Genomic DNA, 26,600 nt, shown 5'->3' with positions numbered 1-26,600 from the left:
CGGGCGACGTCCGCCCCGGGGCTCATTGCGAGTCTCCCGCCGGCCAAGGGAGCGCGAGGCTTCGGAGCCGTTCGACGTCGACGCGAGCGTAGTTGGCTGTGGTCAGCGGGTCGTGGTGGCGCAGCACCTGCCCGATCGCGGGCAGCGGGACCTCGGCACGAATCATCTCCTCGCCCAGCGAGTGCCGCAACAGGTGCGACCCGGTCGGCTGGATTCCGGCGCGTTGGCAGGTCCGGGCGATCATCGAGGAGACCGTGACCCGATCCAGCGGCCGTCGTGGAGCACGTGCCGCGAGGAACACGGCGCGCAACTCGGGTGCGTCGGTGGGCCGCGACCCCATCAGGTAGTCGACCAGGGCATTGCCGACCTCGGCCGGCAGCGGCATTCGCTCATCACGGTGACCCTTGCCGCGTACGACGATCTCGCCGTGATGCCAGTCGATGTCACTCAACTGAAGCCGAGCAACCTCGATGGCCCGCAGTCCGAGCCGGGCCAGCAGCAGGATCACCGCGTAGTCACGGCGGCCGACCATGGTGCCGCGATCACATGCCGCAAGCAGCATGGTGGTCTGCTCCCGGCTGATCCCGACCGGCAGCAGCGAGGGCTGGTGGGACTTCACCGCCACGGTCGCGCCGGTCAGGTCGCGGTCGATTAGCCCGGTCAGGAACGCATAGCGCAGAAACGACTTGATCGTGTAGCCGAGCCGCTTAACCGACGACACCGCGTGATCGGCGCCCTCGTCCAGCAGCGCCCGAGTGACATGGGCCGTGGTCAGCTGCTCGACACCTTCCGCAGGGCAGTAGTCGGCCAGGAACCGGCGTACTCGCGCCACCTGTGCTGCCGTTGTCTTCGGCAACAGGCCACGCTCGGCCAGCAGATACCGCTCGAATCCCGCGACCGCCAACTCGGTCGACGTCGACGGCGGCTTCTCCTCGACTGGAAGCACGCCCAGCCCGCTCAGGTAGCCCAGCAGCAAGCGCAGCGCCCGCCGTGAGTACAGCGCCGTGTAGGTCGCGCGACGCTCGGTCAGGAACTCGTCGACCCGAGCCTCGATGAGCTGTCCGACCCCCAGGCCGTGCGCGTGCATCCAACGGCTGAGATGAGCCAGCAGCCGCACCTGATGCTCCACCGACAACGGCATGAAGCCCCGTCGCCCGAGCTCTGCCGCAAACCCAGGCCCGTACGCGGCCAACGGTCCGGACAACACGACGCCCTTCGGCGTCCTCGCAGGAACCGTCATGATCGTCTCCTTTTCCGTAAACAGCGAGAAGGACAGGCGACCAGCAGCACCGCGTTATGCCAACAAGATCACCGGCGGCACGCGGCGGGCAGGGGCCGGTGCCGCCGTTACGGTGAGGCTGCAGGCCACCTGCCCGCGGCTCCGACCAGGCCCGCCGCCGTGGGCGTGGGCAGCCTCACGGCGACGCCTGCGCGGTGTGAGCGGAAGCCCGACCCGGACGCTCGGGGGTGCGGCCGACGCTGCCGATGGCCCGGACGAGCAGGGTGGGTCGGGCGCCGATGGAGTTGGCGAAGATGGCGGTGACCGACGCGGCCATGGCGATCATCGCCCAGACCGGGTAGACCAGGCCGGTGGCGGCGGCCGGGATGCCGATGCCGTTGAACGCGAAGGCCAGGGCGACGTTCTGCTTCACCTTGCGGTAGCTGGTGCGGCTGATGTCGTGGGCGGTGAGCAGCAGGTGCAGGTGGTCGCGGACCAGGATAATGTCGGCGGACTCCATCGCGATGTCGGTGCCGGTGCCGATTGCGATGCCCACGTCGGCCTGCATCAGAGCGGGGGCGTCGTTGATCCCGTCGCCGACCATCGCCACCCGCTGTCCGCCGGCCTGCAGCTCGCGGACGACCGCGGCCTTGTCGTCGGGGTGGACCTCGGCGTGCACGTCGGTGATGCCGACCTGGGCGGCGACGTGGGCGGCGGCGCGGCGGTTGTCGCCGGTGAGCAGCACCGGGGTGATCCCGATCCGGCGCAGCGCAGCGACGGTCTCCGCGGCCTCCGGGCGCAGCGTGTCGCCGAGCGCGATCACCCCGGCCGCCGCGTCGTCGAGGGCCACCGTGATGACGGTGTGCCCGGTGCGCGTCCAGGCCTCGATCGCCGGGTTCAGCGGCGTGGTGTCGATGCCGTGCTCGGCCAGCAGGGTGGGCCGGCCGACCAGCACCCGCCGGCCCGCGACCTCGGCGGCCACCCCCAGTCCGGTGAGGGAGGTGAACTGGCCTACCTCCGGCCAGCTGAGTCCGCGGTCGTTCGCGGCAGCCAGCACGGCCCGGGCCAGCGGGTGCTCGGAGGAGTGCTCCGCGGCCGCGGCCAGGGTGAGCAGCTGGTCCTCATCGATGCCGTGGGCGTGGATGCCGCGGACGGTGGGCCTGCCGACAGTCAGGGTGCCGGTCTTATCCAGGACCATGGTGCGGACCTGGCGCAGGGTCTGGAACGCCTCCCCGGTACGCATCACGATCCCGTCGCCCGCGGCCTGGCCGGCGCCGCGCACGATGGCCAGCGGGGCGGCGATACCGACCGCGCACGGGTACCCCATCACCAGCACCGACAGCGCGGCGAAGATCGCCCGCCGGGCGTCCAACTCGCCGGTAGCGATGGTTGAGCCGGCAAGCCAGGCGAGCAGGGCCACCGCGGAGGCGGTCAGCACCAGCGGGGTGTAGAACCGCAGGACGCGGTCGACCAGGTGCAGGATGCCGGGCTTGAGGGCGCGCGCGTCCTCGACGTGCCGCACGATCTGGGCCAGGAAGGTCTCCTCGCCCACCCGGGTGACCTCCACCAGCAGGGTGCCGGTCCCGTTGACAGACCCGCCCACGACATCATCGCCGGGTACGCGTTTCACCGGCACGGGCTCGCCGGTGACCATGGACAGGTCCAAGGTCGAGTAGCCGGAACGGACCAGGCCGTCGACCGGGACCCGCTCACCGGGCCGGATCCGGACCAGGTCCCCGATCCTGACCTGGTCGAGGTCGACCTCGGTCTCGGTGCCGTCGCGGACCACCCAGGCGACATCGGGGCGCAGGTCGAGCAGCTTCTTCACCGCCTGGCTGGAACGGGTCTTGACCAACAGCGAGAGCCACTCGGAGAAGGTGTGGTAGGTGGTGATCAGCACGGTGACGGTGAAGAACGCGGCCGTCGGATAATCGGGCAGCAGGCCGGTCAGCCCGATGATGCCGCCGGCGATTCCGGCCAGCGCGCCCACCTCCAACAGCACGTGCTGGTTGAGGATGCCGCGCCGCGCGGACTGGTAGGCCATCCGGGCGAAGTGCGGGGTCACCACCGCCATCATCAGCACCGCCAGCGCACCGGTGACCCAACCGGTGAGCTCCTCGCCGAGCCCACCGGTGCCCCGCAGCGCGAGCGCCGCCGCCCCCGGGGCAACGACGCCGAGCGTGCCCGCCGTCGCGCGCACCCGGCCCGCGGGCCGCAGGATCGCCGCCGCGACCGGCACCATGAGCGCCACCACGGACGCGGACACCAGCGCCCCGGCCAGCCCGGCGGCCGCGACCAGGGCGATCGCGGTCAGGCTGGCGCCGACCGCGGCCAGCAGCCGCAGTCCCTCGCGCACCAGCACGGCCTCCTCTTCCTCGAAGGGCCGCAGCTTGCGCGGGTCGTACAGGTCGTAGCCGATGTCTCGCAGCGTGGCGAGGATCTGGCCGCCGCTGACCTGGTCCGGGTTGTAGTCGACCAGTGCCTGCTCGTGGGTCAGGCTGACGGCGACCTTCGCCACGCCCGGTTGGCGGCGCAGCGCCTTCTCGATCGTGCCCGTGCACAGCGAGCAGTGCAGCCCGGAGATCCGGGCCCGAACTCGCGCGTGCCCGGGAAGGTTGCTGGGCTCGGCCGCCCACGCTGGCGTCTGATCCCTCACCGTGGTGGTCACGACCGCGTCTCCTGACCGGTGACGGTGTAGCCGGCCTCGGCCACCCGCGCGGTAACCGCGTCGCGGTCTGCCCCCGGGTCCAGCTCGACGCGCAGAGTCCCGGTGGTGTGGTCCGCAGTGGCGTCCCGAACTCCATGCACACGGCCGACTGCGGTCGCTAGCCGCTGCTCGCACCCGACACAGTCCATTCCCTCCACCTTGAGCACCATCCGCTCGTTCATGACCGGCTCCGTTCCTGCGTCTCCCGCGGGTTGCCCTACTGGCGCGTCCCGCCCGATGGTGAGAGGCTAGAACCTGGCCCCAGGGGCCACGTCAAGTCCGGAATCAGCCATCGAATTTCCCACGTCACCGGAGGACCCAATGACCATCGACCAGAGCCTCCACACCGTCAGCCGCGCAGCCCAACGGGCCGGCGTGACCCGCAAGGCCATCCGCACCTGGGAGGACAGGGGTCTGCTGCCACCCGCCGAGCGCACCGAGGCGGGTTACCGGCTGTTCACCGATGACGACATCGACGTGCTCCGGTTCATCCGGCAGGCGAAGACCCTCGGCCTGACCCTCACCGAGGTCAACGACATCCTCGACCTGCAACGCGGCGGTGCCCAACCGTGTGGCCGGGTCACCCAGCTCCTCGACACCCACATCGAACAGATCGACCGCACTCTCGCCGAACTCCGGCAATTGCGGCGGGCCCTGCTCAACGCCCGCCGAAGAGCCGACCAGATCCGCCGGGCCGGCGGCGACGCCGTCGTCTGCCGAATCATCGAAACCGCAGAAGACTCAGACCAACTGCCGCCCGACTGAACATCCTCACAGGTATCGGCAGACCTGGTCGGCGCTGCAGGTCTCGGGCTCCACCTGGGTGGCCTGGTCGCGGAGCTGGGTGATGGTCGCGCGCAGCTCGAGAAGCTGGGCGATCTGCTGGTCGAGGTCGACAAGGCGAGTGTCGAGGAGGTCCCGGACGTGTTCGCAAGGCGCTTGCCCGCGGTCGCGAATGTCGAGGATCTGACGGATCTGGGCGAGGGCGAGTCCCGCGGCCTGGCCGCGATGGATGAAGTCCACCCGGGCAACGGCCTCGGGGCCGTAGTCCCGGTACCCGGCCGGGGTCCGGTCGGCGGGCGGCAACAGGCCTTCGGCCTCGTAGAACCGCAACGTCTTCGTGGTGGCGCCGGCAGCCTTGGCGAGCTCTCCGATTCGCACTACCTCGCGCCTCCCCTGCTGGATTGACCTTCCCCTGTACTGGAAGGTCCAGTATGGCCGCATCGGACCGGGAACCCAACGAACCGGAGGAACCAATGACCCAGGACAGGGTTGATCTGGCGGTGATCGGGTCGGGTGGGGCGGCGTTCGCCGCGGCCATCCACGCCACCGCTCTCGGGAAGCGGGTGGTGATGATCGAGCGCGGCACGATCGGTGGCACGTGCGTGAACACCGGCTGCATCCCGTCCAAGGCACTCATTGCGGCGGCGGAGGCCCGGCACGTCGCCGCGGACGCCGACCGCTTCCCGGGGATCACCGCCGCCGCCACCGGACCGGTGGACATGGCCGGACTCATCGGCGGGAAGCAGGCGCTGGTGGAGTGGCTGCGGGCCGAGAAGTACCTCGACATCGCCGACGCCCACGGCTGGCCGATCCTGCAGGGGACGGCGAGGTTCGAGGGCACACCCGACTCGCCGGTCCTGCTGGTCACCACCGCCGACGGCACGAGCGAGCCGATCGAGGCCGACCACTACCTGGTCGCCACCGGCGCCCGGCCCTGGATCCCCCGGATCGATGGCCTGGACGCTGTCGACTACCTGACCTCCACCTCGGCGATGGAGCTGACCGAGGTCCCGGAGTCGCTGCTAGTCCTCGGCGGCGGCTACGTGGCCTTGGAGCAGGCGCAACTGTTCGCCCGGCTGGGGTCGAAGGTCACCATGCTGGCCCGCTCCCGGCTGGCATCCAGGGAGGAGCCGGAGGTCTCCCAAGCACTGCAGCAGGTCTTCGCCGACGAGGACATCCGCGTCGTGCGTCGGGCTCTCGTCTCCAAGGTCCAGCTCGACGAGGCGACCGGCCAGGTGGTCGCCACCGCGTCGATGTCCGGCGGCCAGGCGGAGTTCCGGGCCCACCAGGTGCTGGTCGCCACCGGCCGTCACCCGGTCACCGACGGCCTGAACCTGGAGGCGGTGCAGGTCAAGACCGGCGACCTGGGCGAGATCGTGGTCACCGACCAGCTGGTCTCCTCCAACCCGCGGATCTGGGCTGCCGGCGACGTCACCGGCCACCGCGAGTTCGTCTACGTCGCCGCCCACCACGGCGCCCTGGTGGTCGATAACGCCTTCGCCGGCGCGGACCGGTCGGTGGACTACACCCACCTGCCCCGGGTGACCTTCACCAGCCCCGCCGTCGGCGCGGTCGGCATGACCGAGGAGCAGGTGCTCGCGGCTGGCATCCGCTGCGATTGCCGGGTGCTGCCGCTGGCCTACGTGCCGCGGGCGCTGGTCAACCGCGACACCCGCGGCTTCATCAAGGTCGTCGCCGACGCCGACACCGGCCGCATCCTCGGGCTCACGGCGGTCGCCAAGGACGCCGGCGAGCTCGCCGCCACCGGCGTCTACCTGCTGGAGGCCGGCATGACGATCGAGCAGGTCGCCCACTCCTGGGCGCCCTACCTGACCATGGCCGAGGGCATCAAGATCGCCTGCCAGTCCTTCACCACCGATGTCTCCAAGCTCTCCTGCTGCGCCTGACCCGCCGCAACCAGAACCTCCACAACCCGAAGAAGGACAGCATCCATGACGAACCCCATTCCCAGCCCATCTGCCAGCCTCGTCGACCGGCTGGCCACCCCCACCGAGTCCGGGTTGGACCTGGTGCTGTTGGTGCCGCTGCTGCGGCTCCTGGCAGGCGGCGAGCCGGTCGAGGTAGCCGCGCTCGCCGGCGCCGCCGGGCGCACCGTCGAGGAGATCCGCGACCGGTTGGCCGCGGTACCCGACACCGAGTACGACGAGGACGGTCGGATCATCGGCCAGGGCCTGACCCTGCGCCCCACCCGGCACCGGTTCCCCGTCGACGGGCAGGAGCTCTACACCTGGTGTGCCCTGGACACCCTGATCTTCCCGACCCTGCTCGGCCGCGCCGCACGCGTCGAGTCCACCTCGCCCAGCAGCGGCCAGTCGATCCGAATCACCGTCGAGCCGGCAGGCGTCACCAGCGTCGAACCCGCCACTGCAGTGGTGTCCCTGGTCAACCCCGCGGACATGATGTCCTCGATCCGCTCCTCGTTCTGCAACCAGGTGCACTACTTCACCTCGCCCGAGGACGCCCGCCCCTGGCTGGAGGCGCACCCCGGCGGCGAGGTCCTCCCCGTCGCCGACGCCTACCAGCTCGGCGCCACCATGAGCCGTAGCGCTCTCGAACAGCCCAACGCGGACATCGATCCTGCCGCCGGCTCCTGCTGCCACTGATCAGGGCTGTCCAGACCGAACCAAGTGCAGCACCGAGAGAGCAAGACCGACCGCGAATGAAAAGCCCCCGGAGCCCACGTCGAACCCCCGACCAGCCCGGATCGGGCTCGCTGCTCTGGGGCGCCGGCGCGGCACTGCCGGCGGTGCTCTGCTGTGCCGGGCCCGCACTGCTCGCTGCCGGCGCCGCGTCCGGCGTGCTGGGTGCCATCGGCGCCTGGCTGGCCAGCCCCTGGGTCATTGGCCTCGCCGTGGCGATCGCCGCCATGGCCGTGGCCGGCCTCGTGCGGCGCACCGGCGAGCAACACGAATGACTGCTGCGCACTCCGGACCGGTCCCTCCACCACCGGCGCCGCCACGCCGGGCACCGGCCGAGACGAGGACCCGCTGCTCTAGCGATGAGCTGCGGCCCGTATCGCCCGCGCCTCGTTATGCCAACGGGGTCACCGGTGCACAGGCGACACCAGCCGCGCGACCAACCCAGTTCGGCATAACCAAGTCCCCGGCATAACAGAAGCTATGCCGATGTCGGCATAGCGGCTGGAACGCGATGAAGTTCCTCGTCATGGGACCGGTCAGTCTCGTCCTGCTGATACGAGCGCACGTTCAGCAGGCCATCGCCCGGCGCCATCCTCGGGTGGCAGAAAGTGACAGCCGGGCGCCAGCGGAGGTGTGATGCACGAGGTGAGGCCAGACCCTTGTCGCTGACGCTCAACACGCGGAGCGATCGTCGTGTCGGTGCCGCGATCGAGTCGATGCGCGGGATCATAGGAACGTCATGACAACTACTCGCTAGGCGCAGCACCTTGGTCCGTCGCCTGAGAACAGGGACACTCGATGGCGACCGCCGCACCTCAACAGACACCCCGGAAGATTCCGCCTTTCTCCCCGGACTTCGTCAAGGGCGTCTGTGACGTGCTTGCGCAGACAGACTTCCCCGGACTTACGGGTTCAGAGATCGACTCCTTGCTCCAAATGGTGCGGGTCAGCCAGCGTGAGCCCGGGGGCAACAAGCGCGAGAGCTTGTATGTCACTCTCTACAACATCCAGGTTCGACAGCACGCCGGCAACGTCGTCGGCGGGTTCATCGCGAAGGCCATGAGTCCAGGCAGGTATGCGGCTCAGCCAGGTCGTTTCAACGACCTGCGCGACCAGCTCAACGAGTTCCTCGTCTTCTACGGCTACTCGGTCAGTGATGCCGGCAAGCTCGTAACCGGACAGAGGGCATCCAGTATCTCTGAGGGTGCTGCCCTCGCGGGACGCCTTCAAACTGAGTTGAAGCGCCGAGGATGTCACGCCGAGCTGCTCCGCTACTGCGACGAGGAACTCGTCAGCCGCTCACTGTTCCACGCCATGTCGGAGGCATCAAAGAGCATTCCGGCGAGAGTCCGTAACATCACGGGTCTCGCAGGTGATGGCGCAGCTCTCTACGACGGCGTGTTCGGCACCAATCGCGAACATCCCGTTTGGTCCATCAACGCCCACGAATCGGACTCCGACATCAGCGAGCACCGCGGCTTCAAGAACCTGCTCGTAGGCATTCACGGGCACTTCCGAAACCCACGTGCGCACTCCAGCCGAATCTTCAAGGATGAAGAGCTGGTCGACTTCTACGACGCGTTCTCGCTCTTTTCCTACGTACATCGTCGGCTCGACTCAATGAAGAAACTGACCCCACGAGGTGACAACTGATGACTAAACCGCGGGGCGACAGCCCGAGACTCCTTAGCTTTTCGGACGCGGCCGCATCGCAAGTACCAAGTATCGGGGCTGAGGTCTGAAAGTGCTTCGCCGACTCGACCTCAAGGACTCCTGGCGTTCTCTCGACAAGGGCTTCTGGCCCGACGACCTCCCCTTGGGTGATCGCACCGTCGTGTACGGGCACAACGGCAGCGGCAAGTCGACACTGTCCGAGTTGCTCCTCAGCCTCGCGGAGGGCGCCTGCGCGACTGCTGTTACTTGGGAAGACGAGAACAAGCACCGCGCGAACGTCGCAGCGGGCGGAGTCGGTCCCACGGTCTCGATAGCAGTGTTCACACGCAAGTGGGTCGAAGCCAATCTGTCCGCCTTTCTTGACGGCGCCGGCGCCTCGGCCATCGTGACATTGGGACGGGAGGCTATCGACGCCAAGGAGGAGGAAGACCGACTTACCGAGGAAATCGCCACGTTGCGAGAAGAGGCCACGGAGACTGCCAAACAACAGAAGGCCGCCAACGACAAGGTGGCCAAGCTCGCCCGCGACCTCCAGGACCGTATCGTCTCCGAGCTCAAAGAGTTCGACTACAACTACTTTACGAAAAGCCGGTTCTCGGTCCCCAAGGTTCAGGACGATCTGCGCAAGTACAGGGGCGATTTTCCGGACAGCAACGCCCACGCAGAAGCCCTCAAACGCCTGGGTGAGGGGGCACCATCCCTCGTGCCGGAAGTTGCCGCTCCGCCCGCCCGTGCGGCTAATGCTCTGACTGGTCTGGCGGAGCTACTGGCCGAGACGCCCACCCGAGTTGCGATTCAGGCGCTGGAGGGCAACCCGGCAGCTCAGACATGGGTCGAGACGGGTCTTCAACTGCACGAAGGGCTCGACCACTGTCTCTTCTGTGCCGGAGAGATCGGCAGCGCACGACGCGACCAGCTCGCTCGTCACTTCGACGAGAGCTGGCTGCAGATCCGCGGTAAAGCGAAGGCTCTTCTCGCTACCGTCAGGGACGAGAGACAGGCGCTCATCGACTGGCATGCCGCGCTGCCGGCCACGACGAGCTTGGCTAGTGAACTGCAGTCTGTTTACGAGGATGGCGTCAAGCGAGCCGAGATCGAGGTGGATAACCGCGTCGCCGCGCTCCTGGTAATCGAGACGGCCCTCAACGCCAAGGTCGAGGACCCCAGTGCCACGCCATCCACGCCAAGCTGGTCGGCGCTTGAAACCGCGCCGTCGACCACGGTGCTGGCCGGAGCGATCGCAGAACACAACGCGCAGGTGCGACGCCACGCAGAGGTCACCGCCGAGCGAAAGCAGGCCGTCCTCGACCATCTGGTCGGATCGCAGAGTGAGACATTCCGAGGACTCGAGGCGCAGGCCAAGGAGGTTTCTGGGAAGAGCGAAACTGCAACCAAGGCAGCTGACCTGGCAGAGCGGCGTCTCGACGAGCTGCGTCAGGCGCAATTCACAACCAAAGACATGGCCGACACCCTGACCCACGATCTCGCCCGCGTCTATGGCAAGGACCACCTGAGCGTGACGGTTACGGCCGACGGGAAGTCGTATTCCTGCCGTCGTGGAGACAAGCCTGGCACGGACCTCAGCGACGGTGAGCGGACCACCCTGTCTCTGCTCTACTTTCTGAGGAAGTTGGAGGATGAGTAGATTCCGGGCCGCAACCCTTCGCAGCGCATCGTGGTCATCGACGATCCGTCCAGCTCACTCGACCGGGAAGCGCTCTTCGCCACCCACCAGTGGCTGATCGACACCCTCAAAGGTTTCGGCCAGTACGTCATCCTGACCCACGACTTCAGTCTGTTGCGACTGTTCATCAAGTCGCAGAAGAACGCCTGGGGCGCCTCGATGAGCAAGATCAAGAAGGGAAACGCGGATGAGATTCGCTTTCCGAAGGTCTCGTTCCTAGAGATGTACGCGGCCCCGATCGAGGGTGAGCGACGTTCTCGAATCGGAAAACTTCCGCGTGTGCTGCTCAACAACACGTCGGAATACTCCTACCTCTTCTCGATGGTCATGGCCGGCGTCGCCGATGTCAACGACGACGAACGTCTCTTCCTACTCCCGAACGCCGCTCGCCGGGTCCTTGAAATCTTTGCCAGCTACAAGGCGCCCCACCGATCCGATTTCCTTCAGCAGCTCGAAGTCCTCGTGGAGTCTCAGACAGGAGAGCCGTATCGAGACGTCTACGACTTCTGCAATCGCTTCTCCCACGGCGAAGGGAGCGAGAGTATCGACGTGCTCGACGCCCGCGCCGTCCACGGACAGATTCGTCGATGCATGGAGTTTCTGCGCGCGATCGACGATGAGCACTTCGGGCGGATGTGTACGGCGAGCGGAATCGACCCGCTCACGCTCCGCTGATCAGCGACGAGCGCGACGGCCTCGGGGGCGGATTGTCCCTCCTGCATCCAATACCGCTCGGCGCACTGCTTCGTCACCGATGCCCATGCAGCGGGCGACCTGCACGAGCGTCATTCCGCTCTCGTAGAGCGACGGCGCTCGTGCCCGTTCTTCGGCATCCAAGCCTGCGACCCGAACCGGGACGCCCTCGCGCCTGACAAGCGCTGGGATCGTGCTGCGGTGTACGCCATACTTTGCGCTGATCGCCTTGACGGCGATCCCAGCCTCGTAGTCGGCCAGCAGCTCGGCACGCCTCGACGGGCCCAGCCGTGTTTGAGACTGCACGCGTTTATTCGCCACCGGACCTCGCGTATCCCGCCTCTCAGGCCCCCGTGCCCGCGTTCCGCGTCGCTCAGACCCCCTGAGAACACGGCGAATCAGGGTTCGGAGGGCCGGACGGGTGTTTGAGAATCGTCCGGGAAGGCCCACCATCTAGAGAGGGCGGACAGCGCGCGGGTGGTTCCTCCCGCGCAACGACTCGTGGGCGGCCAGGCCGGCCGCCACGAACAGCAGGCCGATCAGCGCCAGCGGGACGACGATGACACCGGAGGACCCGCCGAGGATCGAACCGAGCGGACGGCCACCGTCGGGGCCGCCCGCCACTGCTGCGCCGAGCATCGTCGCGGCGAGCTGGACCGCGGCCAAGACGACCAGGAGGACGCCGGCCAGCAGCGAGCGGTAGAGGCCGAGGAACGCCAGCGCGACGCCCAGCGCGAACACGCTGATCGCCGAGACCGGCCCCATGCCGCTGCGCGTCCTGGTGCCGGCGATCTCGTAGACGATCGCGAGGATGGCGATCAGCACGGTCACCACGACGAAGACGGGTGCGGCGCGCTCCTTGCGCACCAGCGCGTAGGCGATCAGCGCGAGCATCGGAACGGCCCACGCCGCGGTCAATGCGACCGCCGGCCAGCCACCCGGGTCGGTGAAGGTCTCCCCGACGACGAACGCGATGCCCACCACCCCGAACAGCATCATCAACGTGAACGCCACATACCTCAGTGGTCTGGCCGCGCCTGCCATCGCGCTCATCTCCCTGCTCATCCGGACGACGTCCGGTCGCGAGGAACCTCTCCTCGATTCCAGGATCGGGCCCCCGACCGTCCCGCAACAGAGCAGTACGTCCCGACGCTGGCCTCGTTTCGAGCGGTCGCCTTCGTGTGATTGTCGCCTTCCCGTGGTCGTCGACTTCGCGTGGTTGTCGCCTTCCTGTGGTCGTCGACTGGAGCGTGGCGAGGGAGCGCCAGCGACCGACGCCGCGCGGAACGGAGACGTCGGTAGCTGGATGCGGAGCGGTGGGCCCTGTGGAGCGGTGGACCGTGTGGAGCGGTGGGCATGGGTCGCTGCGGGCGTCTCCGCTCGCTCGGACGGGCTCCTTCGTCGCCGTCCTCCCTCGGTCGACGACCACAAGGAGCATCCCGTGACGGTCGCCACGAAGGAGCGTTCCGTATCGGTCGCCTTCCTGTGGTCGTCGACTGGAGCGTGGCGAGGGAGCGCCAGCGACCGACGCCGCGCGGAACGGAGACGTCGGTAGCTGGATGCGGAGCGGTGGACCCTGTGGAGCGGTGGACCGTGTGGAGCGGTGCGCATGGGTCGCTGCGGGCGTCTCCGCTCGCTCGGACGGGCTCCTTCNGTCGCCGTCCTCCCTCGGTCGACGACCACAGGGAGCGTCCGGTAACGGTCGCTCGAAGGAGCGTTCCGTATCGGTCGCCTTCTGTGGTCGTCGACTGGAGCGTGGCGAGGGAGCGCCAGCGACCGACGCCGCGCGGAACGGAGACGTCGGTAGCTGGGTGTGGAGCGGTGGACGCTGTGGAGCGGTGGACCGTGTGGAGCGGTGGGCATGGGTCGCTGCGGGCGTCTCCGCTCGCTCGGACGGGCTCCTTCGTCGCCGTCCTCCCTCGGTCGACGACCACGAGGAGTGTCCGGTATCGGTCGCCACGAAGGAGCGGCCGGTATCGGTGGCCACGAAGGAGCGGCCGGTATCGACGACCACAAGGAGCGGCCGGTATCGGTGGCCACGAAGGAGCGTCCGGTATATCAGGCCGCCGGCGCCAATCGCGACCGCAGGGCCGAAAACCCGCTTGCGAGCACCGGAATGTGGGTAACGTCCGGACAAAGCACGTTCACGAGGTGTCCGGCTGCTGCCGGCGCCCGGACTCGAGGAGCTGCACAGATGGAACCATGGGTTTGGATCGTCATCGCGGTCGTCGTCCTGATCATCATCGCGCTGATCATCGTGGCGATGCGCAAGAACTCCGCCTCGGCGAAGCGCGAGCGGGCGAACGAGCTGCGCGAGAAGGCGCAGGAGCGCGACATGCACGTGCGCGAGCGTGAGGCCGCGGCCGCCAAGACCGCGGCGGAGGCGGACGCCGCCCGCGCCGAGGCCGAGAAGCGCGCCGCGGAGGCCAAGCAGCGGGCGATCGAGTCGGACCGTCTCGCGCAGCAGGCGCACGCGAAGAACGCCGAGTACCAGGAGGCTCGTTCCGACCGGGACGATCTGCTGCGCCGCGCCGACGAGATGGACCCGGACGCCGACGTCCGGGACGGGCAGTACGCCGGACGGCACGCCGACGCAGGCACCCGCGATCCGCGGCACGCCGACAGCCCGGAGCACCACGCACGCCACGAGGCCGGTCGGCAGGGGCTGGATCCGCGCGACGACCGCGCTGCGGTGCCCACGGACGGTCGGACGGTCGACGGCCCGAGCTCCCCGCGAGAGGCACTCGACCCCCGCGGTGACCGCAACGGCGACGGCCACGTCGGGGTGGGCGAGCGGGCCCACAACAAGGTGGACGACGTCCGCGGCCGTCGCGACGTCGACGGTGACGGCCGCCGCGGGTAGGCCGTAGTCCGTAGCCGGGCAGGCGCGGCGTCGGCAGGGCGCCTCGACCGTGCGGGGCGGGCAGTGTTTGATCAGGGTATGCCGCTGCCTGCCACCGCCCCCACCGACGGCTCCGCAGGGATCGACTCGCCGCGCGCGTGGCTGATCGTCGTCGCGGCCTTCCTGAGCACGTTCACCGGGTTCGGCCTGGTCTACAGCTTCGGCGTGTTCTTCGAGGCGATGTCCGAGGAGTTCCACGCCGGGAGCGCGGCGACCGCCTTCATGATCGCCGTCACCAGCGCCATCTACTTCACGCTGGGGCTGTGGACCGGGCGGCTCGGTGACCGGGTCGGCCCGAAGCCGCTGCTGGTCGCCGCCGCCGTGTGCATCGCCGGCGGCATGATCGCCACGTCACGGGTCGACTCGATCGTCGTCGGCTACCTCACCTACGGCCTGGGACTCGGGATCGCGGTGGCGTGCGCCTACGTGCCGATGGTCGCCTTCGTCGGCGGGTGGTTCCGGACCCGCCGGACGACGGCGCTCGGCGTCGCGGTCTCCGGCATCGGGGTCGGGACGCTCGTGATGGCGCCGATCTCGCAGGCCCTGGTCGACGCGTACGGCTGGCGGCAGGCGTTCGTGGTCCTGGGCGTCGGCGGCGCGGTGGTCATGCTGATCGCCGCGGCGCTAGCGAAGCGCCCGCCCCTGGCGCCCTCCGATGAGCCGGTGAGGACCTTCCGCCAACTGCTGGCCAACCGGCAGTTCCTGGCCCTCTACGCCAACGGGATCCTCATCGGGCTGGCCATCCTCATCCCGTTCGTCTTCATGAAGAACTACGCGGTGGGCCGCGGGGTGAGCCCCGCGAGCGCGGCGGTGCTGGTCGGCGTCATCGGCGCGTCGAGCGTGGTCGGCCGGCTCGGGCTCGGCTCGCTGGGCTCCCGCTTCGACTCCCTCGGGCTGCTGCGGTTCAGCTTCCTGCTGATGTCTCTGAGCTACTTCCTCTGGCTGTTCGCCGGGGGCGGGTTCGGCATGCTGCTGACGTTCGCGGTCGTCTTCGGCATCGGGTACGGCGGCTACATCGCGCTGATGCCGGCGACGATCGCGACGGTGTTCGGTCCGGTGGGCATGGGCCGCACGCTCGGCCTGCTCTACACGTCGGCGGCGATCGGCGGCCTGCTCGGGCCCACGATGATCGGGGCGATCATCGACGCGACGTCGTACCGCTGGGGAATCATCACGACGATGGTCATGATCTTCGCCGCCTTCGCCTGCCTGTACCTCGTCCGGCGCGACGCGGAGCGGCACTGACATGCCCGAGGGCGACACCGTCTTCCGGGCCGCCGCCGCGCTGCACCGCGCGCTCGCCGGGCATCCGCTCACGCGGGCCGAGGTGCGGTGGGGGACCAAGAGCATCCCGGACGTCGTCGGCCGGCCGACCCTCGAGGTGATCTCCCGCGGCAAGCACATCCTGCACCGCATCGACGGCGGCCTCACGGTGCACAGCCATCTGCGGATGGAAGGCAGCTGGCGGGTGGTGCCCGACGAGCGGCTGCGCCCGCGCGAGCTGCACGACCCGGCCATCCGGGCGCTGTTCGCCGCCGCCGGACGGCACGCGATCGGTCGCCGGCTCGGCATGCTCGACGTGCTGCCGACCGCTCAGGAGGACACCCTGGTCGGGCACCTCGGTCCCGACCTGCTCGGCCCCGACTGGGACGCCGACCGCGCGATCGACGCGCTGCTGGCCGACCCGCGGCCGATCGGCGAGGCGCTGCTCGACCAGCGGCTGCTCGCCGGGATCGGCACCATGTACGACGCCGAGACGCTGTTCCTGGAGCGGGTCGCTCCATGGACGCCCGCCGGCGAGCTCGGACGCGAGGTCGTGACCGATGTGGTCCGCCGGGCGCACCGGCTGCTGGTGCAGGGCAAGGAGCACGCGATCCAGTCGACCACCGGCAGCCGGCGCCGCGGCGAGGAGAAGTATGTGCACGCCCGGTCCGGACGGCCGTGCCGCCGGTGCGGAACGACGATCCGGGTCGCGATGATCGGGCCCGCGCCGTACGACCGGACGATGTTCTACTGTCCCTCCTGCCAGGGCGGGCTCGGACCGACCGACGACGGCGCGCGGCAGGCACCCCTCGGGCACCGCGAGACGCCGACGCGGCGCCCGGGAGGCTACCGGTGAGGACGGCGGCTCGGGAAGCCGTCGCCGCAGGGACCTACGCGGCTTCCTTCTCGCGGTCGAGACGCTTCATCACCGGCGTCGCGGCGATCCCGTGCACGAGCACGGAGGCCACCACCGTCAGCCCGACCGTCGCCCACAGCCAGTCGATCTGCGCGAAGTTCCCGTGCGTGGTGGCGTAGGCCAGGTAGTAGAGGGAACCGATTCCCCGTACGCCGAAGAACGCCACCGCGGCGCGCTCGCCCCGGCTGAACTGCCCGGCGCGCGCGACCGACAGCCAGCCGAAAGCCGGCCGGATGACGAACAGCAGCGCGCCGGCGATCACGAAGCTGCGCCAGTCGACGGCGTCCAGCAGCCCGCTGGAGACGGCGTACCCCAGGAACAGCAGCAGCAGGAGGGTCATCAGCCGCTCGAGCCGCTCGATCACCTGGTGCATGAGCTCGTGGTAGTAGTGGCTGCGCTCGCTCGCGCGCAACGTCATCGCGGCCGTGAAGACCGCGAGGAAGCCGTAGCCGCCCGCCAGCTCGGTCAGGCCGTAGGTCACCAGCACCACGGCGACGGCCAGCAGCGGCTCGCCGGTCTCGGCCGTCCGCAGCGCGCGATGGGGCGCGCGGAACGCCAGCTTGCCGATGACCCATCCGGTGAGGTAGCCGATCAGCACGCCGATCACGATCTTCCCGACGAGGTACCAGCCCACCCACTTCAGGCCCCACCCGGCCACGCCGCCCGCGGTGCTGATCAGGATCGCGGCGTGCACGAACGGGAAGGCGAGCCCGTCGTTGAGCCCGGCCTCGGAGGTCAGCGAGAAGCGCACCTCGTCGCGCTCGTCGATCTCCTCGGGCTCGGACTCGACGTCGGGCCCCTCGACCTGGACGTCGGAGGCCAGCACCGGGTCGGTCGGGGCGAGCGCCGCACCGATCATCAGCGCCGCGGCCGGCGCGAGCCCGAGCAGCCCCCAGCCCAGCAGCGCGACCGCGCCGATGCACAGCGGCATGGCGATGCCGAGCAGCCGCCAGCTCGCGCCCCAGGAACGCCAGTCCGCCCACCGGCGCAGGTTCAGGGGGCGGTCCAGGGCCAGCCCGACACCCATCAGCGCGACGAGCACCGTCATGCCGGTGATCTGCTCGGTGAGCACCGGGTGCTCCTGGGGCAGGATCGACACGCCGTCCGCGAACGGCATCATGCCGATCACCCCGCCGACGATCACCAGGATGATCGGGGCCGAGATCGGCAGCTCCTGGAGGGGGCTGCTCAGCACGACGGACAGCAGCAGGGCGAGCCCGACCAGCAGCAGGACGATAGAGGTAGTCATCGGTCGCTCACGGACGAAGGTGCGGTCACGCGATCGGCGACCCGGGGTACCGGCCGATTATGTCAGCGCGGGCGGCCGACGGTGGCCCGTTCGGTACGGGGAGTGCGGCATCTCAGGAGTACGAGCTCACCAGGTCGATCAGCCGCTTGATGCTCAGCCGCATCTCCTCGGCGCTGATCCGCGGCAGCCGGTAGGTGGCCAGGTACTCCGGGTCGGTGACGCGCGACCAGTCGCAGGTGAGGGTGACGACGGTCTCGCCCTTCGGGCCCACGTCGAACTCCCAGTCCCAGCGGATGCCCAGCGGCGGCCGGCCGGGCCTGGCCGGCATCCAGGCGATCTGGACGTCGGGCACGAAGGCCACCACGTGGTTCTCGCTGACGTACTTGCCGCGCGGCGCGAAGTCCATGTGCACCCGGAAGGTGTCGCCGACCGCCGTGATCGGCCGGTCGTCCGCGCTGACCAGCGTGCCGGACCCGTCGATGCGCACGTGGTGGGCGGGCACGCTCAGATAGTCGAAGAGCCGGGGGATCCGTGCGTCCGTGACGACGGACACCCGTAGGTGGGTCGCGGGCTCCGCTGGCTTCGGGCTCATGCCTATGCACGGTAACGCCCGCGGGGAGCCCACGCGACAGCCCGGCCGCCGCTCGATCGTAGAGTGGGCCCCACCACACTCCCCATCCCGTCACACGAGGAGTCCTTCATGCCGGTCATCGAGGCGCAGGCCAACACCATCGACAGCCCCATCGCCCGGCAGGCCCGCCGGCTGCCGCGCAAGGTGGCGATGACCTACGACGGGAGGTCGTGGACCTACGCCGAGCTGGACGCCGCGATCTCGCGGGTCGCCGGCTACCTCGCCGAGCTCGGGCTGCAGCCCGGCGAGCGGGTCGCGGCCTACGGCCAGAACTCCGACGCGTTCGCCATCCTGTACTTCGCGTGCGGGCGCGCGGGCATGGTGCACGTGCCGATGAACTACGCGCTCACCGGCGACGAGCTCGCGTACCTGATCGACGACTCGGGTGCCTCGGCGATCTTCGTCGACCCGCACCTCGAGCAGTACGTCGACGCGCTGGACGACGTCCCGCCGATCCGGCGCTCCATCACCGAGGGGCCGGACAGCGTGCTCGCCCGGGCCGGCTCCGGCGACGTCCCCACCCCGCCGCCGGTCGCGCAGACCTCCGACCTCGTGCAGCTGCTCTACACCTCGGGGACGACGTCCCGCCCCAAGGGCGCGATGATGACCCACCGCGCGTTCGCCTACCACATCGCTAGCAACATCGTCGCGCTGGACATCACCGAGCACGACGTCAACGTGCAGTGCATGCCGCTGTACCACTCGGCCGGCATGCACGACTTCCTCGAGCCGTTCCTGGCCGCGGGCGCCACGACGCACCTGCTGCAGGTGCCGGACATCCCGAAGATCATGCAGAAGGTCGAGGAGGTCCAGGCGACGACGCTGTTCCTCGCGCCGACGGTGTGGGTGCCGCTGACGAACCATCCGGACTTCCAGACGCGTGACCTGTCCAGCCTGCGCCGCGCGTTCTACGGCGCGTCGATCATGCCGGTCCCGGTCGTGCGGCGGCTGATGGACCGGCTGCCGGGCCTCGGGCTGTACAACTGCTTCGGGCAGTCCGAGATCGGGCCGCTCGCGACCGTGCTGCGGCCGGAGGAGCACGAGGGCCGGATGGACTCCTGCGGCCGGCCGGTCCTCTACGTGGAGATGCGGGTGGTCGACACCGAGATGAACGACGTGGCGCCGGGCGAGACCGGCGAGGTGGTCTACCGGTCGCCGCAGCTGTGCGAGGGCTACTGGAACAAGCCCGAGGCGACGGAGGAGGCGTTCGCCGGTGGCTGGTTCCACTCCGGCGATCTGGCCCGCATCGACGAGGACGGGTACATCACGGTCGTCGACCGGATCAAGGACGTCATCAACACCGGCGGCATCCTGGTCGCCTCCCGCGAGGTCGAGGACTGCCTCTACACCCACCCCGCCGTCGCCGAGGTGGCGGTCATCGGGCTGCCGGACGAGAAGTGGATCGAGGCGATCACGGCGTACGTCGTGCGCAAGGACGACGTCGACAAGCACGAGCTGATCGAGCACACCAAGAGGTCGCTGGCGAAGTTCAAGATCCCCAAGGACATCCGGTTCGTGGAGGAGCTGCCGCGCAACGCCTCGGGCAAGCTGCTGAAGCGGGTGCTACGCGACAACGCCTAGTGTCCTGAGTCATTGATTCGCGTGCAGTAGCGCGCGATGGAGCCGAGGATCTGGTCGGCGGTCTTGACCCACACGTAGGGCTTGGGGTTTTCATTCCAGGTCTTGATCCAGGCTCGGATGTCGGTGTTCAGAGCGCGGACGCTGGTGTGCGCGCCGCGTTGCAGCTTCTTGGTCGTCAGCTCGGAGAACCAGCGCTCGACCAGGTTGAGCCACGAGCTCGAGGTTGGGGTGAAGTGCACGACGAAACGAGGGTGGGCCAGTAGCCAGCGTTGGATCGCTGGCGTCTTGTGGGTCGAGACGTTGTCCATCACCAGGTGCACCGTCAGGTCGTCGGGGACCTCCTTGTCGATGGTGGTCAGAAACTTCTTGAACTCGATCGCCCGATGCCGAGCGTGCAGGGATCCGATGACCTTGCCGGTGGCGATGTCCAGCGCGGCGTAGAGGCTGGAGGTGCCGTGCCGCGTGTAGTCGTGGGTGGCGCGCTGCGGCGTTCCGGGCATCATCGGCAGGATCGGCGCGGTCCGGTCCAGTGCCTGGATCTGGGACTTCTCATCGACGCAGAGCACCACGGCCCGTTCCGGTGGGGCGAGGTAGAGCCCGACGACGTCCTTGACCTTGTCGACGAACTGCGGATCCTTCGACAGCTTCCACGAGTCCTGGCGGTGTGGCTGGAGGCCGAACGCCCGCCAGATCCGCGAGACCGCGCTCTGGGTCAGCCCCGACTCCGCCGCCATCGACCTGGTCGACCAGTGCGTGGCGTCCCGCGGCGCAGATTCCAGCGTCTTGACGATCACCGCCTCGACCTGCTCGTCGGTGATCGTGCGGGGCCGGCCCGGCCGGGGCTCGTCCAGCAGCCCGTCGAGCCGATCGGAGACAAACCGTGAGCGCCACTTCGCCACCGTTCCGCGCTGAACGCCGAGCTCCTCCGCGATCTCGGTGTTCGAGCCGCCGCGTGCACAGCGCAACACGATCCGCGACCGCAACGCCAACGCCTGAGCGGTCTTCGGACGCCGCGCCCACCGTCGCAACGTCTCGGCTTCTTCCTGGCTGAGAACCAGTTCCTCGAGCTTCGGGTTCGGCATACCCCAAGTCTAGATACTGCAGGTCTTCTTTTGACTCAGGACACTAGCGTGCGTCGCGCAGCCGCAGCAGCCAGTCACGCAGCCGCAGGGTGGAGACGCAGTCGTACCGGTTGTAGTCGGCGATCTCCGCCAGCACGTCGCCGGCGCGGCACAGCTGCCCCGCCCGGCGCAGCTCGGCATACCGCTCGTAGCCGGCGACCGACGCGGCGCCGTCGAGCACGGTGCCGGTGCGCAGCTCGTCGCCCATGTACAGTGGCTCGATCTTCTTCAGCCCGTAGCCCGGCTGCGACGTCCGGACGCTGCTCTTCACGACCGGCAGCAGGTCGACGAACACGCCCCGCGCCACCCAGTCGTCGACGACCTGCTCGGCGAAGCCGTGCCGCTTCGCGATCTCCTGCAGGACGACGATCTCGTAGCTGCTGTAGTGGTAGACGTGCAGGTCGGGGTGCGCGACCAGCCGCTCGGTCAGCAGCCGCACGAAGTCGCGCAGCGCCGCCAGCTCGGCGTCGCGGTCGTGCGCCCAGAACGCCAGGTACGTCTCCCGCGCGTCCGGCAGCACCATGCCGAACAGGTAGTGCAGCCCGCGGGCGTCGCCGCCGTCCCACATCGGATCGCTCTCGAAGTCGAAGAACAGGTCGCCGTCGCTCGGTGAGGGCAGCGCGTCGAGCGCGGAACGGTCGTAGACCTCGAACACCGGCGGCAGCTCGCGGCTCGGATCCAGCTCGGCCCCCGGCGGCAGCTGCCGCACCTGCAGCCGGGCCTGCGCGCGCAACGTCTCGAAGCGCGCCTCGTCCAGCCCCTCGATCGGGCCGGCGGCCACGGCCAGCTGGTCGATCGTGCGGACGCCGGCCGCCCGCAGCAGGGCGCGGTCGGGCATCCGCAGCCCGGCGGTCAGCCGCACGTCGCGGGCGAGGGTCATCTCGCGCTGGCAGGTCGGGCACCAGCCGCAGGCGGCGATGGAGTCGTCGTCCCACGACGCGGGGGCGTCGGCGACGAGACGGACGTCGAGGGCCGCCTCGAGCGCGGCGATGACCTCGCGTGCCCGGTCCATCGCCTCGAGCAGCGGGACCGGGAGCCGCTCGCCACGACCGGTGGCCAGCACCGCGTCCGCCTCGAGAGCGACGCCGCGGGACAGCAGCCCGAGCGCAAGGGCGCCGATCTGTGCCAGGTAGACGTCTTTCAGCCGCAGACCCAGCCGCACCTCGACCAGCTGCCACCGGTCGTGGACGCGCACGAGGTAGTCGGCGGCGCCGTACAGCCGACCGGCCGCGACCGGCACCTGCGCGACGACCTGCGGACCGGTGCCCAGCAGCGCCACGGCGTCCGCGGCCGCCGTGGGTGTCACGGGGCCGCCGGACCCGAGGTCGAGCACCCCACCCTCGCGCCCCGGCGAGTGGTCACCGTAGCGGCGGCGGAACTCGTCGCGAACCTGGTCCTGATGAGCTCGACCGGCCTCGCCCAGCCGGTCGCCGAGCACGTCGGGTGGCTGCGGCACCGCGGGGACGCGCCTGCCGAGCAGGGCGTCGACGCCGCGCAGGGTGGCGAGCTGGCAGGTCAGGAACGCGCGCAGGTCGCCCGGCGAGTAGCTGATGGTGCCGTTCTCCAGGCGCATCGGTTCCCTTTCGTCGGCCCGACCGTATCCCGCCCGTCGGACAGATCCGCGCACGCCCGGTGCGACGGTGGGGGTTCTCACCGGCCGGATCCGCGGGCCCAGGGCGCCGCGGCGCTAGGGTCGGGGGTGGTAATCGAGGCAGCGGGCCGCCCGCTGCCGACCCTGTCGACAACTGGAGCAGGTCCATGACCGCCGAAGTCAACTTCACCCTCCCGCTGCTGCGCGACGGCGTCAGCCCGGCGTACGAGCTCAGCGCGCTGCGCACCGAGGCGCCCGTCGCCCGGCTCGAGCTGCCCGAAGGGATGAACGTCGATGCTTGGCTCGTGACGCGCTACGACGACGCCAAGGCCGTGCTCGGAGACCACCAGCGGTTCTCCAACGACTTCACCAAGCTCACCGAGGCCGGCGAGCTCACCGAGCTGATGAACCAGGACCCCGGCGGTCTCGGCCTGCTCGATCCGCCGGACCACACGCGGCTGCGCAAGATCGTCACCCCCGAGTTCACGATGCGCCGGCTGCGCCGGCTCGAGCCGCTGATCGAGCGGATCATCCGCGAGCGGCTGGACGCGCTCGAGGCGGCCGGCCCCGGCGCGGACCTCGTCGAGCTGTACGCGGTCCCGATCCCCGCGCTGGTCATCTGCGAGCTGCTCGGCGTCCCCTACGAGGACCGCGACGAGTTCACCGACCACAGCGCCGATCGGTTCAACTTCACCGGCGACATCGGTGACTCGCTGGGCGAGATCGGCGAGTCGCTGAAGTATCTGCGCGGCCTGGTCGCCAAGATCCGCAAGGAGCCCAACGACGGGCTGATCGGCCAGATCATCGCCGAGCACGGCGACGAGATCGACGACATCGAGCTGGCCGGGCTCGCCGACGGCATCCTCACCGGCGGCCACGAGACGACCGCGTCGATGATCGCGCTGGCCGCCCACCACCTGATGCGCGACCCCGCGCACGTCACCGCGATCCGCGAGGCCGACGAGAAGCAGGCCCAGGAGATCATCGACGAGCTGCTGCGCTTCATGACCGTGGTCCAGGTCGGCTTCCCGCGGCTGGCCAAGGAGGACGTCGAGATCGGCGGCCAGCCGATCAAGGCCGGCCAGCTGGTCCTGGTGTCTCTGGCCGCGGCCAACCGCGACGACGCGCTGACCCCCGACGCCGACACCTTCCAGATCGGCCGGGGGAGCACCTCGCACCTCGCCTTCGGCTACGGAATCCACCGCTGCGTCGGCGCCGAGCTGGGTCGCATGGAGCTCAAGGTGGCGCTGCCCGAGCTCTTCCGCCGGTTCCCGGGCCTGTCGCACGCCGGCGATCCCGACGACGTCGACTACCGGTTCTTCTCGATCGTGTTCGGTCTCGAGTCGCTGCCGGTCAGTTGGTAGCGCCCGCCCTGCCCGGTGCGGCGGGAGATAGGGCGTCGGCGCAGGCCCTAGGATCCCTGCATGACCTCCTTCGCTGAGCAGACCCGCTTCGACGGCAAGACCGTCCTCATCACCGGTGCCTCCTCCGGCCTCGGCGCCGCCATGGCCGTCGCGTTCGCCGAGCAGGGCGCCGAGGTCGCGATCTGCGGACGCCGCCTGGACCGCGTCGAGCAGACCGCGGCCGCCGTCGAGCAGACGGGACGCCGGTGCGTCGCGGTGCAGGCCGACACCAGCTCGCCCGAGGACTGCGAGCGGTTCGCGCAGACCGCGTACGACGAGCTCGGCCGCATCGACGTCCTGATCAACAACGCCGGTATCGGCACCGCCGTGCCGATGACCCGCGAGACGGTCGAGGAGTTCCGGTCCGTCGTCGACGTGAACCTCAACGGGGTGTACTGGATGAGCCAGGTCGCCGTACGGCGCATGCAGCCCGGCAGCAACATCATCAACATCTCCAGCGTGCTGGGCACCTGGTCGGCCGGCCTGCCGCAGGCGGCCTACTCGGCCACCAAGGCGGCGCTGCTGGGCCTGACCCGCGACCTCGCCGTCCAGCTCACCGGCCGCAAGGGCATCCGCGTGAACGCCATCCAGCCGGGCTACTTCCCGACCGAGATGACCGACCAGCAGGACGCCGACTTCCTGAAGGGCATCGCCGACCTGGCGCCCATGGGGCGGACCGGCGACGTGGCCGAGCTGGTCAACGCGGCGGTGTTCCTCGCCTCGGACGCCGCGTCGTACATCACCGGCACGTCGCTCGTCGTGGACGGCGGCCTCACGGTGCGCTGACCGGCCCGCCGAAGGACCGGCGCCGCGACGTCAGTCCTTGTAGGCGCGGCGCGTGCGCCAGGCCTTCGCGAGGCCCAGGTACGCGCCCGCGTTGCAGGCCGCCAGCGCCAGGAGCAGCACCGCGTTCAGCAGGTGGTCGTCGAGGAACGGGTTGGTCGCGACGTTCTTCGTCCCGGTTCCCGCGCCGTGGCCGGCGGGCCAGGAGGCCAGATACATCAGCGCCAGCATGACCACCCCGGAGATGGCGGCGATCCAGGTGAGCACCTTGCCGAGGCCGAGGATGAGCACGATGCCGATGCCCGCGAGACCGATCATGAACAGCCAGTCGGTCCAGGACTGGTCGGCGAAGTACTGGAACAACGGGTGGAAGGGGTTCTTCGGATCGTCGAGGACGCCGCCCAGGAAGCCCTTCGTGGGCTTGCCGCCGTTGATCCAGGCCCGCTCGCTCGTCGTGCTGAAGCCGAGCCCGAACGTCTTGTCCACGAAGGCCCACAGGAACTGCCAGCCCAGCAGGATCCGGGTGAGGCCGAGCAGCCAGCCGCCCACCTTGGAGATGTGGAAGCCGCGCTTGACCACCCCGGGCTCCTCGACGCGGTCCGGGACGCCGTCCGCGTCGCGGTCGATCCCCTCCCCGGTGATGAACCGCTCCTCCGGGCGGGCGTCGTAGCGGTCGTGCGGTCCGTCGTCCCGCACCGGGGTGAAGGTTCGCGTGGGCTCGTCCACGTGCGGATGCGCGTCGTCCGCGTACCGCCCCGGACGGTCACCGTCGTACCCGCCCGCCGCCTCGGCGCCGTAGTGCGTCGGGCCGCTTCCGTCATGCCGCACCTGGTACGGGTCGGTGCTCGGCCGATCGAGCCCACCGGGAGCCGGGTGCACGCGAGTGGCATCGTCGTCGCCGAGCCGCACCCCGTCGACGCCCTCGGACGGACGGTCGTAGAACGGCCCCGGCTCGCTGGTCGGTGCCGGGTCGCGTTCGGCGTCCGCCGCTACGTCGCGGGACGGCTCGTCGCGGGGGTCGTCCTTCTTGCCGAACATGACTGCCTCCAAGGGAGCGCGCCGGGGCGCTGTCGATCCGGGTCGTGGTCCTGCTGTCCAGTCTAGTTCGCGGCGGCGGCGCTCCCAGGGGATTCGCGGCTCGGGCGCGGCGCCGGCCGCGCGCTAGCGCGGCGGCTCGATGCCGAGCGCGCGCAGCAGCAGCGCGAGGTGGGAGTAGTGCCCGACGATCGCGCACAGCTCGACCAGCCCGCGTTCTCCCCACGCGCCGGTGACCTCCTCGACCAGGGGGCCGGGGATGCGCTCACCGGCGAGGATCGCGCGGGCCGCGCGCCACGCCAGAGCGATCTCCGGCTGTCCGGGTGCGCGACCCGCACGGATGGCCTCCAGGTCGTCCTCGGCCATCATGGCGGCGTCCCGCACGATCGCGGCGTGTGCGTACCACTCGAACTCCGCCGCCCAGTGCACCGAGGTGGTGAGGATGGCGGTCTCGTTGACGGCCCGGGGCAGCGACGCATCGTTGCGCAGCGCGAGCCCGAGCTGCCCGATCGCCTGGCCGATGGCGGGCGTGCGCAGGATCGGGTCGAACGGGCCGAGCAGAGCGCCGTCGGCGTCCGTGAGCGGCACGAGGGTGCTGATGCCGCGGCGGCCGCCGAGGATCGCGTCGTACAGCGGCCGCTGCTCGTCGGTGAGGTCGTCGGGGCCGAGGGGCCGCAGGACTGGTTCGGTCATGGGCGGAGTCTC

At 69.7% G+C, this 26,600-nt stretch carries 22 protein-coding genes and 1 pseudogene; 12 read left to right on the top strand and 11 right to left on the bottom strand.

The window, feature by feature from the left end; genetic code table 11:
• Positions 1–22: 22 nt before the first annotated feature.
• The 3 genes from F8A92_RS09655 to F8A92_RS09645 form a co-directional block, all read right to left on the bottom strand.
• Positions 23–1,192 carry a tyrosine-type recombinase/integrase gene (locus F8A92_RS09655; RefSeq protein ID WP_194291430.1) on the bottom strand — a complete coding sequence of 390 codons (1,170 nt, stop codon included), beginning with the start codon at positions 1,190–1,192 and terminating at the stop codon, positions 23–25.
• Between the two features lie 223 nt (positions 1,193–1,415).
• On the bottom strand, positions 1,416–3,887 hold the full coding sequence (locus F8A92_RS09650) for a heavy metal translocating P-type ATPase (RefSeq protein ID WP_153504954.1): 2,472 nt from the start codon (positions 3,885–3,887) through the stop codon (positions 1,416–1,418).
• A complete protein-coding gene (locus F8A92_RS09645) occupies positions 3,884–4,108 on the bottom strand; it encodes a heavy-metal-associated domain-containing protein (protein ID WP_228389332.1) in 225 nt (74 codons plus the stop codon). The genes F8A92_RS09650 and F8A92_RS09645 overlap by 4 nt, the downstream gene beginning before the upstream one ends.
• A gap of 139 nt (positions 4,109–4,247) precedes the next feature.
• Here F8A92_RS09645 and F8A92_RS09640 point away from each other — a divergent pair, with 139 nt between their 5' ends.
• Positions 4,248–4,691 carry a MerR family transcriptional regulator gene (locus F8A92_RS09640; protein ID WP_153504953.1) on the top strand — a complete coding sequence of 148 codons (444 nt, stop codon included), beginning with the start codon at positions 4,248–4,250 and terminating at the stop codon, positions 4,689–4,691.
• 6 nt (positions 4,692–4,697) lie between these two features.
• Here F8A92_RS09640 and F8A92_RS09635 read toward each other — a convergent pair whose 3' ends face one another.
• Positions 4,698–5,087, bottom strand: a complete 390-nt coding sequence (locus F8A92_RS09635) for a heavy metal-responsive transcriptional regulator (protein WP_153504952.1) — start codon at positions 5,085–5,087, stop codon at positions 4,698–4,700.
• A gap of 95 nt (positions 5,088–5,182) precedes the next feature.
• On the opposite strand from F8A92_RS09635, the gene merA reads away from it, so the two are divergent.
• The 5 genes and pseudogenes from merA (at position 5,183) to F8A92_RS09610 (ending at position 11,402) form a co-directional block, all read left to right on the top strand.
• Positions 5,183–6,616 (top strand): mercury(II) reductase, encoded by a 1,434-nt coding sequence (gene merA, locus F8A92_RS09630; RefSeq protein WP_153504951.1) that lies wholly within the window; start codon positions 5,183–5,185, stop codon positions 6,614–6,616.
• 45 nt (positions 6,617–6,661) lie between these two features.
• On the top strand, positions 6,662–7,333 hold the full coding sequence (gene merB, locus F8A92_RS09625) for an organomercurial lyase MerB (protein WP_153504950.1): 672 nt from the start codon (positions 6,662–6,664) through the stop codon (positions 7,331–7,333).
• 56 nt (positions 7,334–7,389) lie between these two features.
• Positions 7,390–7,644 (top strand): hypothetical protein, encoded by a 255-nt coding sequence (locus F8A92_RS09620; protein WP_153504949.1) that lies wholly within the window; start codon positions 7,390–7,392, stop codon positions 7,642–7,644.
• A 523-nt stretch (positions 7,645–8,167) separates the two neighbouring features.
• The gene (locus F8A92_RS09615) at positions 8,168–9,022 is read left to right on the top strand and encodes a TIGR02391 family protein (RefSeq protein ID WP_153504948.1); all 855 of its coding nucleotides are present in this window, start codon (positions 8,168–8,170) and stop codon (positions 9,020–9,022) included.
• 91 nt (positions 9,023–9,113) lie between these two features.
• Positions 9,114–11,402, top strand: a pseudogene (locus F8A92_RS09610) (AAA family ATPase).
• A 471-nt stretch (positions 11,403–11,873) separates the two neighbouring features.
• On the opposite strand, the gene F8A92_RS09605 reads toward F8A92_RS09610, so the two are convergent.
• On the bottom strand, positions 11,874–12,473 hold the full coding sequence (locus F8A92_RS09605; RefSeq protein WP_153504947.1) for a hypothetical protein: 600 nt from the start codon (positions 12,471–12,473) through the stop codon (positions 11,874–11,876).
• Between the two features lie 1,141 nt (positions 12,474–13,614).
• Here F8A92_RS09605 and F8A92_RS09600 point away from each other — a divergent pair.
• The 3 genes from F8A92_RS09600 (at position 13,615) to F8A92_RS09590 (ending at position 16,441) form a co-directional block, all read left to right on the top strand.
• Positions 13,615–14,283, top strand: a complete 669-nt coding sequence (locus F8A92_RS09600; protein ID WP_153504946.1) for a hypothetical protein — start codon at positions 13,615–13,617, stop codon at positions 14,281–14,283.
• A 78-nt stretch (positions 14,284–14,361) separates the two neighbouring features.
• A complete protein-coding gene (locus F8A92_RS09595) occupies positions 14,362–15,567 on the top strand; it encodes an MFS transporter (protein ID WP_153504945.1) in 1,206 nt (401 codons plus the stop codon).
• Between the two features lies 1 nt (position 15,568).
• Complete coding sequence (locus tag F8A92_RS09590) at positions 15,569–16,441, top strand: DNA-formamidopyrimidine glycosylase family protein (protein ID WP_153504944.1); 873 nt, start codon at positions 15,569–15,571, stop codon at positions 16,439–16,441.
• A gap of 34 nt (positions 16,442–16,475) precedes the next feature.
• Here F8A92_RS09590 and F8A92_RS09585 read toward each other — a convergent pair whose 3' ends face one another.
• Both F8A92_RS09585 and F8A92_RS09580 read right to left on the bottom strand, forming a co-directional pair.
• Complete coding sequence (locus F8A92_RS09585; RefSeq protein ID WP_153504943.1) at positions 16,476–17,750, bottom strand: cation:proton antiporter; 1,275 nt, start codon at positions 17,748–17,750, stop codon at positions 16,476–16,478.
• A gap of 112 nt (positions 17,751–17,862) precedes the next feature.
• The gene (locus tag F8A92_RS09580; protein WP_153504942.1) at positions 17,863–18,342 is read right to left on the bottom strand and encodes an SRPBCC family protein; all 480 of its coding nucleotides are present in this window, start codon (positions 18,340–18,342) and stop codon (positions 17,863–17,865) included.
• 108 nt (positions 18,343–18,450) lie between these two features.
• Here F8A92_RS09580 and F8A92_RS09575 point away from each other — a divergent pair, with 108 nt between their 5' ends.
• A complete protein-coding gene (locus tag F8A92_RS09575) occupies positions 18,451–19,962 on the top strand; it encodes a fatty acyl-CoA synthetase (protein ID WP_153504941.1) in 1,512 nt (503 codons plus the stop codon).
• Here the strand turns inward: F8A92_RS09575 and F8A92_RS09570 are convergent.
• Positions 19,959–21,044 carry an IS630 family transposase gene (locus F8A92_RS09570; protein WP_153504940.1) on the bottom strand — a complete coding sequence of 362 codons (1,086 nt, stop codon included), beginning with the start codon at positions 21,042–21,044 and terminating at the stop codon, positions 19,959–19,961. The genes F8A92_RS09575 and F8A92_RS09570 overlap by 4 nt on opposite strands.
• Positions 21,045–21,087: 43 nt before the next feature.
• Complete coding sequence (locus tag F8A92_RS09565; RefSeq protein WP_153504939.1) at positions 21,088–22,656, bottom strand: TM0106 family RecB-like putative nuclease; 1,569 nt, start codon at positions 22,654–22,656, stop codon at positions 21,088–21,090.
• A gap of 185 nt (positions 22,657–22,841) precedes the next feature.
• On the opposite strand from F8A92_RS09565, the gene F8A92_RS09560 reads away from it, so the two are divergent.
• Together F8A92_RS09560 and F8A92_RS09555 are read left to right on the top strand one after the other, a co-directional pair.
• Positions 22,842–24,038: a cytochrome P450 gene (locus F8A92_RS09560; RefSeq protein WP_153504938.1), complete on the top strand. Its 1,197-nt coding sequence runs from the start codon at positions 22,842–22,844 to the stop codon at positions 24,036–24,038.
• Positions 24,039–24,098: 60 nt separating this feature from the next.
• Positions 24,099–24,863 (top strand): SDR family NAD(P)-dependent oxidoreductase, encoded by a 765-nt coding sequence (locus F8A92_RS09555; RefSeq protein ID WP_153504937.1) that lies wholly within the window; start codon positions 24,099–24,101, stop codon positions 24,861–24,863.
• Positions 24,864–24,893: 30 nt separating this feature from the next.
• Here the strand turns inward: F8A92_RS09555 and F8A92_RS09550 are convergent, their stop codons facing one another.
• Entirely contained in the window at positions 24,894–25,898 is a 1,005-nt protein-coding gene (locus F8A92_RS09550) for a hypothetical protein (RefSeq protein ID WP_153504936.1), read from the bottom strand.
• 123 nt (positions 25,899–26,021) lie between these two features.
• Positions 26,022–26,588 carry a carboxymuconolactone decarboxylase family protein gene (locus F8A92_RS09545; protein ID WP_153504935.1) on the bottom strand — a complete coding sequence of 189 codons (567 nt, stop codon included), beginning with the start codon at positions 26,586–26,588 and terminating at the stop codon, positions 26,022–26,024.
• Positions 26,589–26,600 lie beyond the last annotated feature (12 nt).

The organism is Cumulibacter manganitolerans (assembly GCF_009602465.1).
In the GTDB taxonomy this organism is placed as follows: domain Bacteria; phylum Actinomycetota; class Actinomycetes; order Mycobacteriales; family Antricoccaceae; genus Cumulibacter; species Cumulibacter manganitolerans.
Note: the sequence above shows the minus strand (reverse complement) of the source record. Positions and strands in the feature narration are given on the sequence as shown.

Excerpts from the sequence above, each read along its gene's own strand:
- F8A92_RS09645 (WP_228389332.1), bottom strand. The coding sequence starts at position 4,108 with ATGAACGAGCGGATGGTGCTCAAGGTGGAGGGAATGGACTGTGTCGGG.
- F8A92_RS09640 (WP_153504953.1), top strand. The coding sequence starts at position 4,248 with ATGACCATCGACCAGAGCCTCCACACCGTCAGCCGCGCAGCCCAACGG.
- merA (WP_153504951.1), top strand. The coding sequence starts at position 5,183 with ATGACCCAGGACAGGGTTGATCTGGCGGTGATCGGGTCGGGTGGGGCG.
- merB (WP_153504950.1), top strand. The coding sequence starts at position 6,662 with ATGACGAACCCCATTCCCAGCCCATCTGCCAGCCTCGTCGACCGGCTG.
- F8A92_RS09620 (WP_153504949.1), top strand. The coding sequence starts at position 7,390 with ATGAAAAGCCCCCGGAGCCCACGTCGAACCCCCGACCAGCCCGGATCG.
- F8A92_RS09615 (WP_153504948.1), top strand. The coding sequence starts at position 8,168 with ATGGCGACCGCCGCACCTCAACAGACACCCCGGAAGATTCCGCCTTTC.
- F8A92_RS09605 (WP_153504947.1), bottom strand. The coding sequence starts at position 12,473 with ATGAGCGCGATGGCAGGCGCGGCCAGACCACTGAGGTATGTGGCGTTC.
- F8A92_RS09600 (WP_153504946.1), top strand. The coding sequence starts at position 13,615 with ATGGAACCATGGGTTTGGATCGTCATCGCGGTCGTCGTCCTGATCATC.
- F8A92_RS09595 (WP_153504945.1), top strand. The coding sequence starts at position 14,362 with ATGCCGCTGCCTGCCACCGCCCCCACCGACGGCTCCGCAGGGATCGAC.
- F8A92_RS09590 (WP_153504944.1), top strand. The coding sequence starts at position 15,569 with ATGCCCGAGGGCGACACCGTCTTCCGGGCCGCCGCCGCGCTGCACCGC.
- F8A92_RS09585 (WP_153504943.1), bottom strand. The coding sequence starts at position 17,750 with ATGACTACCTCTATCGTCCTGCTGCTGGTCGGGCTCGCCCTGCTGCTG.
- F8A92_RS09580 (WP_153504942.1), bottom strand. The coding sequence starts at position 18,342 with ATGAGCCCGAAGCCAGCGGAGCCCGCGACCCACCTACGGGTGTCCGTC.
- F8A92_RS09575 (WP_153504941.1), top strand. The coding sequence starts at position 18,451 with ATGCCGGTCATCGAGGCGCAGGCCAACACCATCGACAGCCCCATCGCC.
- F8A92_RS09570 (WP_153504940.1), bottom strand. The coding sequence starts at position 21,044 with ATGCCGAACCCGAAGCTCGAGGAACTGGTTCTCAGCCAGGAAGAAGCC.
- F8A92_RS09565 (WP_153504939.1), bottom strand. The coding sequence starts at position 22,656 with ATGCGCCTGGAGAACGGCACCATCAGCTACTCGCCGGGCGACCTGCGC.
- F8A92_RS09560 (WP_153504938.1), top strand. The coding sequence starts at position 22,842 with ATGACCGCCGAAGTCAACTTCACCCTCCCGCTGCTGCGCGACGGCGTC.
- F8A92_RS09555 (WP_153504937.1), top strand. The coding sequence starts at position 24,099 with ATGACCTCCTTCGCTGAGCAGACCCGCTTCGACGGCAAGACCGTCCTC.
- F8A92_RS09550 (WP_153504936.1), bottom strand. The coding sequence starts at position 25,898 with ATGTTCGGCAAGAAGGACGACCCCCGCGACGAGCCGTCCCGCGACGTA.
- F8A92_RS09545 (WP_153504935.1), bottom strand. The coding sequence starts at position 26,588 with ATGACCGAACCAGTCCTGCGGCCCCTCGGCCCCGACGACCTCACCGAC.